Origin of the sequence: Escherichia sp. E2586, from assembly GCF_005781105.1 — a bacterium.
GTDB lineage: Bacteria > Pseudomonadota > Gammaproteobacteria > Enterobacterales > Enterobacteriaceae > Escherichia.
This window is the reverse complement of sequence record NZ_VATN01000010.1, coordinates 82971-96547: the sequence shown is the minus strand read 5'-3', so window position 1 is coordinate 96547 and position 13577 is coordinate 82971. Positions and strand designations below refer to the sequence as shown.

Below are 13577 nucleotides of genomic sequence, written 5' to 3'. Positions count from 1 at the left end.
GTTATGCATAACCATGCAGAAAGCTAGCTTTAATTAATATCTAATTCTTTAATTTTAGTCTCTTTGCGCGCTGTCAGCGTTGAGCCCATTGAGGCGGCAATAATCGCGCCGAGGGCCAGCAGTTGTATTGGCGCCAATGTCTCACCGAGGAAAATCATTCCGGAAACGGCAGCCAGTGCAGGTTCCATACTCATTAGCGTACCAAATGTCCGGGTCGGCAGACGGGTGAGGGCAATCATCTCAAGCGAATAGGGCAGAGCGGTAGAGAGGATAGCGACAGCCAGACCCAATGGAACAACCGACCAGTGCCAGAGCGCCTCTCCGGCCTGGAATGCGCCAATCGGCACGAAAATAAGCGCCGCAATCAGCGAACCGATTGCCACCGTCGCCGGGCCGTGTTCCGCACCGGCGCGTTGCCCACTTAATATGTAGATAGCCCAACAAGCACCGGCACCGAGCGCCAGCGCACAGCCGGTTAGGTCGACATGCGAAACATCCTGCCCCAGCGGTAGCAGGAACCACAGGCCGAGTACCACCAGCACAACCCAAACAAAGTCTACGGGGCGGCGTGAAGAGAACAGCGCCACTGCCAGTGGTCCGGTGAACTCCAGCGCCACCGCAATCCCAAGTGGTACGGTCTGAATAGCAAGATAAAAAAGATAGTTCATTCCACCCAGTGAGATGCCGTAAAACAACAGCGGCAAGCGCTGTTCCTTGGCAAACCGCAGTCGCCACGGTTTAAAGAATGCGATAAGAATCAGTGTTCCCAGCGCCAGGCGCAGTGCAGTCACGCCCGGCGCGCCGACCAGTGGAAAAAGCGACTTTGCTAATGAGGCCCCGCCCTGAATAGACGCCATGGCAACGAGCAATAATAATATCGGTAACCAGACCGGCATTTTACGTAATGTCCCTGGCATCCGTTCCCCCATAAATTTGTATAGTCAGGTAAAGCGAGGAGTGTACTGGATATAACTAAAACTGGTTGAGCATTTGTTGAAAAATTTTTCCCCGTTTTGACTAAAATGCGCCAGGATTGATTGATTCATCAGCTTGGTGATTAGGAATAATCTGGATGAACGACAGTGAAAATATGCGTAATACTTACGCAGTTTACTGAAAAAATGATGTAAATTTAGATGGATAGCGGCATGTGGAAACGTTCTGTTACATGAAATGGCCCGTTAGACATCACAAATCGCGAAGAGTTTCCCATTAATTTTTGATATATTTAAAGCTTAGGACTTATTTGAATCACATTTGAGGTGGTTATGAAAAAAATTGCATGTCTTTCAGCACTGGCCGCAGTTCTGGCTTTCACCGCAGGTACTTCCGTAGCTGCTACTTCTACCGTAACTGGCGGTTACGCTCAGAGCGACGCTCAGGGCAAAATGAACAAAATGGGCGGTTTCAACCTGAAATACCGCTATGAAGAAGACAACAGCCCGCTGGGTGTGATCGGTTCTTTCACTTACACTGAAAAAAGTCGTACTAACAGTGCAGGCGATTACAACAAAACCCAGTACTACGGCATCACTGCTGGTCCGGCATACCGCATCAACGACTGGGCGAGCATCTACGGTGTTGTAGGTGTGGGCTACGGTAAATTCCAGGACACCAACTACCCGACCTATAAACACGACACCAGCGACTACGGTTTCTCCTACGGCGCAGGTCTGCAGTTCAACCCGATCGAAAACGTTGCTCTGGACTTCTCTTACGAGCAGAGCCGTATTCGTAGCGTTGACGTAGGCACCTGGATCGCCGGTGTTGGTTACCGCTTCTAATCACTTCGGTGATATAAAAAATCCGCCCCTCGGGGCGGATTTTTTTATCTTAGGATTTCGGGTCGAAAATATCGGTTCCGAGATGGTTGTAGTCCACCTTCTGTAACTGGAAGTTGGTGATGTAGATTGGCCCGGCTTTCTTCTCGGAAATAAACGGGTAGTTGATGTTGATTTCCTGCGCTTTAATTCCCGTCCACTGTGAGAAAAAACCTAAGAAATCATTGGCTGAACGGCGGGCTTTAATCACCCGATGCGCTTTATCGTCGCTGGAAATGACCATAAAAGGCACCTGGAAATTCTGCTGATATTTATCATCGTGGGCCAGGTATTGCACTTCTTTTCCGCGTTCTTTAAAGGCTAAACCGTGGTCTGAAAAATAAACCATGGAGAAACTGCTGCCGCTGTTGCGTAACTGGTCGTACAGTTTGCGCAGTAAATCGTCAGTTTGCGTCATGGTGTAGAGATAGCACGATGTTTCTTTCGATTGTACAAAGGTTTCGTATTTGCCTTGTGTCCGGTCACAGGCCTGAGGATGTGAGCCCATCAGATGCAAAACAATCAGTTGCGGCTGCGAGTGTTCTTCCGCCAATACCTGAGCGGTCATTGTCAGTAGTTCTTCGTCTTTAGCGTTCTTATCTGCTTCAAAATTACCGTTTTTCAGAAATTGCACTTCATCTGCACGTTTAGCGATGCTGGCGATAGCTGTATCGTATTCGCCTATTTGCCCCTGATTAGAAAACCACCAGGTCTGGAATCCTGCTCGGTTGGCCAGGGTCACAAAGTTATCCTGAAACTGTGGCTTGCCATCGACTACGCGGTTAAGCGTTAATCCGAGAGATTTCTGCGTGGAGCCACTGGCAGCAATATAATCAGAAAAAATCAGGCCGTTAACGCTGCTGGCAAACGGGGTATTGTTCCAGTGACCGCCAAAGGCACCGAGGGCATCGCGACGTGCGCTTTCGCCAATGACCACCACATAAGTATGATATTTGGGTTTAACCGCAGTGACTGTCCAGGTATCTTTCATCCCGGAAAGTTTCGCCATCCGTTCTTGCTCTTCAATCACCTCATTATTGTTGACGATGACATCCCTGGCAAAACGAAATACCGGATAACCGGTGTCTTTGAGTTTAAATACACCGCCCCAGGCGAGATTTTGAACCGGAGCGACAAAAAATGTCGCCACACTGAATACCAGACACAGGCTGTCGAATTTATTCCAGCGTGCTTTTTCATCCTCTTTTTTCCGCCTGATCGCAATCACGCCGAGCGCAAAAATAAATAAGCCGACCAGATAGCTATACCACGGGAAGATCGTAAGAATTTCGGTCGACTCTTCCATATTGGTGGAATGCAGCGCCAGCAATGTATTGAAGTTAGGCGCACCATACGCCTGAGCAAAAGGGAAATAACAGGCCGCCACCAGCGAACAGACGCCTATTAAGGTTTTTTGCACGCGCGGCAACATCCGCCATAACAAAAGCAAAATGGCAGTAAAAGCGGCGGTATAGAGAAAACTAAAGGGATAACCTAAACCAAGGTTAATCAATAGCGACTGTAAAAAGTAGAATGCAGTCCACGGGCTAAAAACCCGGCTACGGGAAACAAGCGATTCTTTAAGGGTTAAGTTCATATGCCACTATCGTAACAAACGCCATGTGCTTACCCTGGCGTCAAGGGTCAATACCTGCAAGAGTGCGTGAAGAGGGGGAAGGGTCCGCATCTGCGAGCCGCAATATACGCAGGGCTGCAAGAAGATAGAGCGAGCTGCCGTTCAGGTCAACTACTGAGGAACAAATCTTTTGCGAAGAGAATAGCAAATCCGATAAAAAGTGGGGGGTCATTCCAGAACAATCTATGCCTGCAATAAAGCAGGAGTAAAGCGGCGTACCGCGACGCCGCTATTTATCGGAAGGTTTATCTTGCTGCGGTTTGTTGTTGACCATATCGCACAACATCGAGAGCAGCATTAACCGTACTTTAAAGGGAGAGTGACTAAACACGCGCATACACCTCTTGAACTCATTCATAAGACCTCCTGACTTGCTAATCCCGTCGTTCCATGAGGGATGATTGCATTACATACAGATATAGCACAGGCTATATTATATAGCTATTGCTAAAACGTTAATTTTTTGTACCTTCGCAACTCTGGTTTACAATGTGCGCACGAAATGAGAACGCTATGTATGTGTCACCATAATGAGGAAGCACAATGAGTCGTCGCGCAGGTACGCCAACAGCAAAAAAAGTGACGCAGTTAGTGAACGTGGAAGAGCACGTTGAAGGATTCCGCCAGGTCAGAGAGGCACATCGCCGTGAACTTATCGACGATTACGTTGAGCTGATTTCTGACCTGATGATGGAGGTGGGAGAAGCGCGCCAGGTTGATATGGCCGCCCGTCTGGGAGTCTCTCAACCTACGGTGGCTAAAATGCTTAAGCGACTGGCAACAATGGGATTGATTGAAATGATCCCCTGGCGTGGCGTGTTTTTAACGGCAGAAGGAGAGAAGCTGGCGCAGGAAAGTCGCGAGCGTCATCAGGTCGTCGAAAATTTCTTGTTGGTGTTGGGCGTTAGCCCGGAAATCGCCCGTCGTGACGCGGAAGGCATGGAACACCATGTCAGTGAGGAGACGCTGGACGCCTTTCGTCTGTTTACCCAGAAACACGGTGCTAAATGAGCCTGCCTTTTTTACGCTCGCTGCAAGGCGATCGCTTTTTTCAGTTATTAATTCTCGTTGGCATCGGATTAAGTTTTTTCGTTCCTTTCACACCTAAGTCCTGGCCTGGCGCTATTGACTGGCACACCATCATCACCTTAAGTGGCCTGATGCTGCTGACCAAAGGCGTCGAGTTAAGCGGCTATTTTGATGTGCTTGGGCGAAAGATGGTGCGCCGTTTTGCTACTGAGCGTCGACTGGCGATGTTTATGGTGCTGGCAGCGGCGCTGCTTTCTACGTTTCTGACCAACGACGTCGCGCTGTTTATTGTGGTTCCGCTGACCATCACGCTAAAAAGACTGTGTGAGATCCCGGTTAATCGGCTGATTATTTTCGAGGCGTTGGCGGTGAATGCCGGATCGTTGCTGACGCCGATTGGCAATCCGCAAAATATCCTAATCTGGGGACGCTCTGATCTTTCGTTTGTCGGTTTTATTGCCCAAATGGCCCCGCTGGCTGGTGCGATGATGCTGACACTACTGCTGCTGTGTTGGTGTTGTTTCCCTGGAAAGGCGCTGCAATACCATACTGGTTCGCAGATGCCGGAGTGGAAGCCTCGGCTGGTGTGGAGTTGTCTGGGGCTGTATATCGTCTTCCTTATGGCGCTGGAGTTGAAACAAGAGCTGTGGGGGTTGGTGATTGTGGCGGCGGGCTTTGCGCTTCTGGCGCGTCGCGTGGTGCTGAGCGTGGACTGGACGTTGCTGCTGGTGTTTATGGCGATGTTTATCGACGTCCATTTACTGACCCAACTTCCGGTATTACAGGGCGTGTTGAGCAACGTGAGTCATTTATCTGAACCTGGATTATGGCTGACGGCGATTGGTTTATCGCAGGTAATCAGTAACGTGCCGGGCACGATTTTGCTGCTCAATTATGTGCCACCGTCTTTACTACTGGCATGGGCGGTAAACGTAGGTGGCTTTGGTTTATTACCCGGATCGCTGGCAAATTTGATTGCGCTACGGATGGCGAACGATCGCCGTATCTGGTGGCGTTTCCATCTCTATTCAATACCGATGCTGTTGTGGGCGGCGCTGGTGGGATATGTTTTGTTGGTTATGATCCCGGCGGGGTAAGGTCTGACAAATTAAAAAGGCGGATTATTAGTCCGCCTCTGAGTGTTGGTAATACGCGCTTTGTTCATGCCGGATGCGGCCTACAAAATCTTGCGGATTCAATATATTGCAGGTTCTGCGTAGGCCTGATAAGCGTAGCGCATCAGGCAATTATGTATTGCCATTAGCAGCCTCAGGCGGATTATCACTCCGCCTTTTGCTTAAGTTTTAACGATTAATTCAGGCGAACCGGCATCCCGGAACGATTTTTAATCGCTTCATCCAGAACAACCTGATCAACGTCTGGCTGACCAGTCACTGTCTGCACGCTCTTCGTCAGAGTAATCGGTACAATTTCCTGACCTTCAAACTGGGCTTCGGTGGTAGACAGCGGGTTATGGACTTCAATATAACGGCTGCCGTCTGGCTCGGTAGTCGCTTTTACCGGCTCATCGATAAACTGCACGCGAGTACCGACTGGCACTTTCTCGAACAGGAATTTAATGTCTTCGTTACGCAGACGCACACAACCGTGGCTTACGCGCAGACCGATACCGAAGTTAGCGTTGGTGCCGTGGATAGCGTACAGGCGACCGATGTACAGTGCATACAGCCCCATTGGGTTATCCGGGCCAGCCGGAACGACAGCCGGAAGTGGTTCGCCTGCTGCGCGGTACTCGGCGTGCATTTTTGCGGTCGGTGTCCAGGTCGGGCCTGCTTTCTTACGCTCTACTTTGGTGGTCCAGTTGATAGGTGTGTCTTTACCTAACTGACCAATCCCGATCGGCAGCACGATAACGGTGTTGGTCCCTTTCGGATAGTAGTACAAACGCATCTCTGCGCTGTTAATGACGATACCTTCATGCACGGTATCTGGCAGGATCAACTGCTGTGGAATGTTCAGTACGGTGCCGCCTTTCGGCAGGAAGGTATCCACACCAGGGTTCGCTTCCATCATGTTGGAAAGACCCATCTGGTACTCGGCAGCAAAATACTCCAGCGGCTGAGTGTTACCTTCAGGGATAGTGATCACCTGATTCTGACCAACCAGGCGACTCCCGTCGGTTGGCAGAGGATAAGTTACCGCAGAGGCGGTACTGCAAAAGCCGACAACAGCGAAGGCCGCTGCGAATAATGTTTTCAATTTCATATTCATGTTAAGCGAGATTTAGTGCCTGGCAGGCCATTAGGTTGAGAATATTAGAGTATTGGAAGCGCATTATATGTTCATTCCAGCTAACAGTGAAATCAGATGTGTACTAAATCACATTTTTTGCCTTTGGGAAGAGTGTAGACCTTAAGCGACGGACGGGATCTTCTTTCAGACTTATGGCATAATGCGCGGTTTGTCATATCTCTTTTCAGGATACGCCTGTGTTAGTTTCCAGTAACGTCACCATGCAGTTCGGCAGTAAGCCGTTGTTTGAAAACATTTCCGTCAAATTTGGCGGCGGCAACCGTTACGGCCTGATTGGCGCGAACGGTAGTGGTAAATCCACCTTTATGAAAATCCTCGGCGGCGACCTTGAGCCGACGCTGGGCAACGTTTCCCTCGATCCGAATGAGCGCATTGGTAAGCTGCGCCAGGATCAATTTGCCTTTGAAGAGTACACCGTGCTGGATACGGTGATCATGGGGCATAAAGAGTTGTGGGAAGTGAAGCAAGAGCGCGACCGCATCTATGCTTTGCCGGAAATGAGCGAAGAAGATGGCTACAAAGTGGCCGATCTGGAAGTGAAATACGGCGAAATGGACGGTTACTCTGCAGAATCGCGTGCGGGGGAATTGTTGCTTGGCGTCGGTATTCCACTGGAACAACACTACGGCCCGATGAGTGAAGTTGCGCCTGGCTGGAAGCTGCGTGTGCTGCTGGCGCAGGCGCTGTTTGCAGATCCGGACATTCTCCTGCTCGACGAACCGACCAACAACCTGGACATCGACACCATTCGCTGGCTGGAGCAGGTGCTGAACGAGCGTGACAGCACTATGATCATCATTTCGCACGACCGTCACTTCCTCAACATGGTTTGTACCCACATGGCGGATCTGGACTACGGGGAACTGCGCGTTTATCCGGGCAACTACGATGAGTACATGACGGCCGCGACTCAGGCGCGTGAACGTCTGCTGGCTGATAATGCCAAGAAGAAAGCGCAGATTGCTGAGCTGCAATCCTTCGTTAGCCGCTTTAGCGCCAACGCCTCGAAATCTCGCCAGGCGACTTCGCGCGCGCGTCAGATTGATAAAATCAAACTGGAAGAGGTAAAAGCCTCCAGTCGTCAGAACCCGTTCATTCGTTTTGAGCAGGATAAGAAACTGTTCCGTAATGCGCTGGAAGTGGAAGGTCTGACTAAAGGTTTTGATAACGGTCCGCTGTTTAAAAATCTTAACCTGCTGCTGGAAGTCGGTGAAAAACTGGCGGTACTGGGTACCAACGGCGTCGGTAAATCGACCCTGTTAAAAACGCTGGTGGGCGATCTGCAACCGGACAGCGGCACTGTAAAATGGTCTGAGAACGCGCGCATTGGTTACTATGCCCAGGACCACGAATATGAGTTCGAAAATGATCTGACCGTGTTCGAATGGATGAGCCAGTGGAAGCAGGAAGGCGATGACGAGCAGGCGGTACGCAGCATTCTCGGTCGTTTACTGTTCAGCCAGGACGACATCAAAAAGCCAGCTAAAGTGCTTTCCGGTGGGGAAAAAGGGCGGATGCTGTTTGGTAAGTTAATGATGCAGAAACCGAATATTCTGATCATGGACGAACCGACCAACCACCTGGATATGGAATCCATCGAGTCACTGAACATGGCGCTGGAACTGTATCAGGGTACGCTGATCTTTGTTTCTCACGACCGTGAGTTTGTAAGCTCCCTGGCGACCCGCATTCTGGAAATCACTCCGGAACGCGTGATCGACTTTAGCGGTAATTACGAAGATTACCTGCGTAGCAGAGGGATCGAGTAAGTTATTGCCCGTCACCCCGATACAGTCGGGGTGACGGTGGCTGAGGACAAACGCAAGATTGCCTGATGCGCTATGCTTATCAGGCCTACGCAGGACCTGCAATGTATTGAATCTGCAAGCCGTTTTAGGTCGGATAAGGCGGTAACGCCGCATCCGGCATGAACAAAGCGCACTTTGTCAGCAATCTGAGCAACATCGAACCTACTTCCTTAACCTCACTTCCAATAATCCATCAACTCTTACACGTCCATGCCCAGTGCGCGCTTACCGTGAATGTTCAGATCATCCAGTGTAAAGCGGCTTTCCCAGTTTGCTTCATAATCTTCCCGCGGGAAGTCGCCCGGTGATGCGCCTTTTTCCAGCGCCATTTTGACTTTGTGTGCATAAGCCCGATTTTTCTCGCACATTGGCGCAGCAGGGATATACATCACGTTGCCCCAACCCTGTTGATTGTCTACTGGCGCGACGGAGTGAATCACATCGCAGTGCCACCAGACGGAATCCCCTGCTGTTATCGCGGGAATGGATGTCAGCGCTTTAATCAATAGTGGATGCCATTTCTCTGAAATGGGAAGAACTTTGCCAGGTGCAACCCCGCACAGTTCATCGTCCGGTACGTCATCCAGCAGCGGGCGCAATAAAACATACGCCATCGCTTCCGGGATAGGCACCACATGCAACAATCCCTGACCCGATATCATATCAGAGAGCGCAGTCCAGCCTTGAAACGTGCGGAACACTGAACATTTGGTCGTGTTATCCACCGTGTACTCTTCGACATCGGTCCGGTGTGCAGCATCCCAGGGATCGTAATCATCGAAATTACCATTGAACACATTGGCAAAAACGCGCTGATAAGCGGGCAATAACCACCGTTCCAGCGCACCAGAATCGGTATGCGCGCCCAGACCTTTAGATGTAGTACCTGGAGGACGGCGACGGATCCTGTCCGGGTAAATCACACTGATATCAGGATCAAACCACTGCTTGCCGTTGCTTTCAGACTTCCACAGGCGGTTCAGGAAAGATTGCACAGCAGCCATATTTTCGCTCTGCCGCGCCTGCATCTGTGCTTGTGACCAGTAAATGGGATAGATTTCGGGACGAGAAGCCTCCAGTGAGCCGAAAAAACTGTCGCCAGGGCCTTTATAAACATCATCAAAATGATTGATATCGAGATAATCGAGCATGGCACGATCCCACGCCAGCGCCTGCTCGCGAGGGAAATGACCTTTTATTACTGCACAGCCGCGACGTTTAATTTCATTGCGAGTGACATCGCTTACTGTCCCTGCGGCAATATCGCTATAAGAAACTTCCGGCCAAACCGGCAGCCCTTGCGCTTTTAGGGCATCGATTTCAGCAACACGCGTTTCGATTTTTGCAGAGAGTGTATCGAAAACCTGTTGTACATCACCGAGCTGTTCCCGCAGCGCAGCTTTCATTTCTCGGATAGCCGCTTTCGCATCTGTGGGCAGCGTCTCACAGGAAAAAGTCATATCAACCTCTCATCTTTCGTTCGAAAGTAAAATGATTACGATTGATACTTTAAGTTAAAAATAAGTTAACGCAAGATAAAGATCTTGAGTCACCGCACAAAGCGAGCAAAAAGGCGAGAGGCCGAAGTGGTCACTCCGGCCCGGGGGAAGATCAACGATTGAAAGGAGCGATGTTATCCAGCACTGCCTGAATCACATTCAGCGCGCCTTCATGATTATTGTCATCGGTAGCGTAATGAGCGATTTGTTTAATATTTTCCGCAGCATTGCCCATCGCAAAGGAATAACGCGCCATTTTCAGCATCTCCGCATCGTTACCGCTGTCGCCAATCGCTACCACATTTTGCGGCGACAGATCCCAGCGTTTCAGTAACCGCGAAATACCGTTCGCTTTATGCAGGCCAGGTATAATCAGGTCAATAAACCCAAAACCACTGGTCACCGGTTTCATAATGCCGTCGAGTGCAATGTGCAGTTTGTCTATCACCTGTGGGATCTGTTCATCCGGCAGGTTCAGAGAAAATTTGAACAGTACGTCGTCAATGTCCTGGTAATCCTTTACAGGTTTCAGGCGATGGTAGTGTTTTGCCATCAATGCAACGAATGATTCCGGGGCATTTTCACTGATGTATGCACTTTGCAGACCACAGGCAACAAAATTCAGTTGTTTATCTTTCAATAACTCGCCAATAACAATCCGCGATTCATGTCGGGTCAGTTCGCCGTGAAAAAGCTGCTTGCCGTGTTCGTAAACCAGAGCGCCGTTTTCTGCAACAAAAGAGATTTCATCTTTTAGCTCAGGGAAGAAGGAAATGAGCTGGTAATACTGGTTACCGCTGGCGACAACGAACTCAATATCGCGATTTTTCAGTTCCTGATATTGCGCCATAAAACGCTCATGATTGTACGTTTTGGCGTCGTTTAGAAAAGTACCGTCCATGTCTGTGACGATAACTTTTACGCTCATAAGAAGTGCTCCTGGCAATGAATGCAAACCGCCACAGTGTAATAACAATGTGACGCAGGGCACAAATTTATTTCGAATGTAATTGAGCGAGAAATTGATACTGTGAATGATATAGCCCGGCGACGGTGGCCGCCGGGCGGAAGAGTTACAGCATATGTTCGGTACGGGCGATGATATCGTCCTGCGCGTCTGGAGAGAGCGCGGTGAAGAAGGCGGAATAACCTGCTACGCGCACCACCAGATCGCGGTATTGATCCGGATGTTTTTTCGCTTCCAGCAATGTTTCGCGGGAAACGATGTTGTACTGAATGTGCCAGCCTTTATGCACTTCGAAGAAGGTGCGCAGCAGGATCATCAGTTTCTGCTTGTCAGATTCGTTCTCCAGCGTCGCCGGGTTCAGTTTCTGGTTGAGCAACACACCGCCGAGAATCGCTGCGGTAGGCAGTTTACCCACTGAGCCGATGACCGCCGTTGGGCCGAGATGGTCGGTGCCGGAGGCCGGGCTTGCGCCTTCTGCCAGCGGGGTATGCGCTTTACGTCCGTCCGGCGTTGCCATAGTCTGCGCGCCGAATGGTACGTTGGCGGAAATAGATGATGTACCTGCGTAATAATTGCCGCCGATCGGGCCACGACCGTAGCGTGGGTTATGATACTGTTTCAGTTCGTCGATATAGGTCTGATAAGCACGAGCCAGCAGCGTATCGACGCTATCATCGTCATTGCCGTACTTCGGCGCGCCGTTAATCAGACGCTGACGCAACTGCTCGTGAGTCAGGCCGTCGAAGTCTTCCGCCAGCGCGGCAGCCAGTTGTTGCTGACCAATCACGCCCTGTTCAAATACCAGTTTCTTCACTGCCGCCAGGCTGTTGCCGAGGTTGGCAATGCCGACCTGCAGGCCAGAAACCCAGTCATATTTCGCGCCGCCTTGCTTGATACTTTTCGCTCGCTCAATACAGTCATCCACCAGCGCCGAGCAGAGAATATCGTGCACGTTCTCTTCCAGCATGGTGTCGACGACATATTCGATTTCGATTGATTTGCGGGTGTAGTAACGGATTTGCGTATCCCACGCGTCCATGACTTCATCGAAGTTGTTGAAGTTACCCGCTGACAACGCTTTTTCTTGTGGCAGGAACACTTTGCCGCTGGTGGCATCACGACCACCTTCCAGCGCCGCCAGCATCACGCGAGCGAAGTTGATAAAGCTCATGCCGGTGCAGCGATAGCCCCATTTACCGCCGACGGCGGTTTCGATACAACCAATCGCTGCGTAGTCGTAAGCGTCCTGCGGTTCAATACCGAGTTTAATAAATTCCGGAATCACGATTTCGTCGTTGTTGAACGCCGGCATCCCGAAGCCGCAGCGGATCACCTGCACACAGGCATCGAGGAAATCGTTGCTCATTCCCGCATGGTAACGCACGCTGAGGTTAGGCTGAGTCGAACGCAGGCGACCGCAAGATTCGAGGATTGCGTAAGAGAGTGGATTCACCGCGTCCATCGGCTGACCATCAACCAGATTTTGCCCGCCAATGGTGACGTTCTGATACAGCGGACTTCCCGCAGAGGCTTTTGAGTGCGAGCCGGAGCGGATCTTGTTCACTTCCAGCAGTTTCAGCCAGCAGCTATGCAGCATCTCGATAGCGTGTTCGCGATCCAGCGTCTGGTTGAGTTCAACGTCGCGGCGATAGTACGGATAGAGATACTGATCCATACGACCAAACGACACCGAGTGACCGTTAGATTCAATCTGCAAAATCAACTGGATGAAGTAGCACAGTTGCAGCGCCTGCCAGAAAGTTTGCGGCGGCTGGTGGGCGATGATGTCGCAGTTTTCTGCCATCGCCAGCAGTTCATCGCGACGACTTTCGCGGGATTCGGTGGCGGCCATTTCTCGCGCCAGAGCAGCGAAACGTTCAATGTGTTCACTGACTGCCACCAGTACGATATCAATCGCTTTCAGGAACTGCTCGCCGTGCAAATCTTCCAGCACAGTCAGGTTGATACGTGAGCGGCGCTCTGCCACTTTCTCGCGCAGACCATCAAGCCCTTTTTCCAACAGCAGCGGGAAATTGACCGCCAGGTGCGCATCGCCGGAGGTCATATTGCCCTCCGCTTTAATGATGCCAGTCGCCAGCAGGCCTTTTTGCTCATCGGTAAACATGCCATAGCAGCGATCCTGTACGGTCTGACCGCGCCACCATGGGCACACTTCATGCAGAACACGTTTGTTCTCTTCGCTGACCGCAAAACCAGCACCCGGACGATCCGCCAGATCATCAATCTCTTTTTCGATCCAGGAGACAGTATATTCCGGGAAGATCGGCGCGGCGCGGACTTCACTGGCCTGGTTGCCGATGATTAACTCATCGTGTTTGATCCAGATGGTGCGATTAGCCAGGTGGTGCGCCAGCGCCAGCGCGCGACGTACCGGGATTGGCTTGTCGAGATGTTGTTGATACATCTCAGTATAGTGCTGTGCGCGCTCGGTACAGACCGGCGGTTTCACAATATGCACCAGCGCATTTTTGTGCGCTTTAATGCGGTCGCTGAGCGTGTCCAGTTTCAGTGTGGTCATGGTTG

General features: G+C 50.8%; 12 protein-coding genes. 5 read left to right on the top strand and 7 right to left on the bottom strand.

Annotated features, from left to right (window positions below; translation table 11 throughout):
• Nucleotides 1-29 precede the first annotated feature (29 nt).
• The gene (gene rhtA / locus FEK50_RS12800) at nt 30-917 is read right to left on the bottom strand and encodes a threonine/homoserine exporter RhtA (RefSeq protein ID WP_130205141.1); all 888 of its coding nucleotides are present in this window, start codon (nt 915-917) and stop codon (nt 30-32) included.
• Between the two features lie 233 nt (nt 918-1150).
• Between rhtA and FEK50_RS12795 the strand changes: the two genes are divergently transcribed.
• Nucleotides 1151-1216 carry a protein YliM gene (locus FEK50_RS12795; protein WP_120795379.1) on the top strand — a complete coding sequence of 22 codons (66 nt, stop codon included), beginning with the start codon at nt 1151-1153 and terminating at the stop codon, nt 1214-1216.
• Between the two features lie 52 nt (nt 1217-1268).
• Nucleotides 1269-1784, top strand: a complete 516-nt coding sequence (gene ompX / locus FEK50_RS12790) for an outer membrane protein OmpX (protein WP_105289445.1) — start codon at nt 1269-1271, stop codon at nt 1782-1784.
• Between the two features lie 49 nt (nt 1785-1833).
• Here ompX and opgE read toward each other — a convergent pair whose 3' ends face one another.
• Nucleotides 1834-3417: a phosphoethanolamine transferase gene (gene opgE / locus FEK50_RS12785; protein ID WP_131162152.1), complete on the bottom strand. Its 1584-nt coding sequence runs from the start codon at nt 3415-3417 to the stop codon at nt 1834-1836.
• Between the two features lie 268 nt (nt 3418-3685).
• Complete coding sequence (gene mntS / locus FEK50_RS12780; RefSeq protein ID WP_001001761.1) at nt 3686-3814, bottom strand: manganase accumulation protein MntS; 129 nt, start codon at nt 3812-3814, stop codon at nt 3686-3688.
• Between the two features lie 185 nt (nt 3815-3999).
• Between mntS and mntR the strand changes: the two genes are divergently transcribed.
• Nucleotides 4000-4467, top strand: a complete 468-nt coding sequence (mntR, locus tag FEK50_RS12775; protein ID WP_130259766.1) for a manganese-binding transcriptional regulator MntR — start codon at nt 4000-4002, stop codon at nt 4465-4467.
• Complete coding sequence (locus tag FEK50_RS12770; RefSeq protein ID WP_130205147.1) at nt 4464-5582, top strand: anion transporter; 1119 nt, start codon at nt 4464-4466, stop codon at nt 5580-5582. Before mntR ends, FEK50_RS12770 begins: the two co-directional genes overlap by 4 nt.
• A 214-nt stretch (nt 5583-5796) precedes the next feature.
• Here the strand turns inward: FEK50_RS12770 and ldtB are convergent, their stop codons facing one another.
• Complete coding sequence (ldtB, locus tag FEK50_RS12765) at nt 5797-6717, bottom strand: L,D-transpeptidase (RefSeq protein WP_001056384.1); 921 nt, start codon at nt 6715-6717, stop codon at nt 5797-5799.
• Nucleotides 6718-6935: 218 nt separating this feature from the next.
• Here ldtB and FEK50_RS12760 point away from each other — a divergent pair, with 218 nt between their 5' ends.
• Nucleotides 6936-8528, top strand: coding sequence for an ABC-F family ATPase (locus FEK50_RS12760; RefSeq protein ID WP_130205149.1), 1593 nt, complete (start codon nt 6936-6938; stop codon nt 8526-8528).
• Nucleotides 8529-8767: 239 nt separating this feature from the next.
• Here FEK50_RS12760 and FEK50_RS12755 read toward each other — a convergent pair whose 3' ends face one another.
• The 3 genes from FEK50_RS12755 to FEK50_RS12745 form a co-directional block, all read right to left on the bottom strand.
• Nucleotides 8768-10027 carry a DUF1479 domain-containing protein gene (locus FEK50_RS12755; protein WP_131162153.1) on the bottom strand — a complete coding sequence of 420 codons (1260 nt, stop codon included), beginning with the start codon at nt 10025-10027 and terminating at the stop codon, nt 8768-8770.
• Between the two features lie 151 nt (nt 10028-10178).
• Nucleotides 10179-10994, bottom strand: a complete 816-nt coding sequence (gene ybiV / locus FEK50_RS12750) for a sugar-phosphatase YbiV (protein WP_130205153.1) — start codon at nt 10992-10994, stop codon at nt 10179-10181.
• 145 nt (nt 10995-11139) lie between these two features.
• Complete coding sequence (locus FEK50_RS12745) at nt 11140-13572, bottom strand: glycyl radical protein (RefSeq protein ID WP_131162154.1); 2433 nt, start codon at nt 13570-13572, stop codon at nt 11140-11142.
• Nucleotides 13573-13577 lie beyond the last annotated feature (5 nt).

Coding starts and splice junctions, on each gene's coding strand:
- ybiV (WP_130205153.1), bottom strand. CDS start 10,994: ATGAGCGTAAAAGTTATCGTCACAGACATGGACGGTACTTTTCTAAAC.
- ldtB (WP_001056384.1), bottom strand. CDS start 6,717: ATGAATATGAAATTGAAAACATTATTCGCAGCGGCCTTCGCTGTTGTC.
- mntS (WP_001001761.1), bottom strand. CDS start 3,814: ATGAATGAGTTCAAGAGGTGTATGCGCGTGTTTAGTCACTCTCCCTTT.
- opgE (WP_131162152.1), bottom strand. CDS start 3,417: ATGAACTTAACCCTTAAAGAATCGCTTGTTTCCCGTAGCCGGGTTTTT.
- FEK50_RS12755 (WP_131162153.1), bottom strand. CDS start 10,027: ATGACTTTTTCCTGTGAGACGCTGCCCACAGATGCGAAAGCGGCTATC.
- FEK50_RS12745 (WP_131162154.1), bottom strand. CDS start 13,572: ATGACCACACTGAAACTGGACACGCTCAGCGACCGCATTAAAGCGCAC.
- mntR (WP_130259766.1), top strand. CDS start 4,000: ATGAGTCGTCGCGCAGGTACGCCAACAGCAAAAAAAGTGACGCAGTTA.
- FEK50_RS12770 (WP_130205147.1), top strand. CDS start 4,464: ATGAGCCTGCCTTTTTTACGCTCGCTGCAAGGCGATCGCTTTTTTCAG.
- ompX (WP_105289445.1), top strand. CDS start 1,269: ATGAAAAAAATTGCATGTCTTTCAGCACTGGCCGCAGTTCTGGCTTTC.
- rhtA (WP_130205141.1), bottom strand. CDS start 917: ATGCCAGGGACATTACGTAAAATGCCGGTCTGGTTACCGATATTATTA.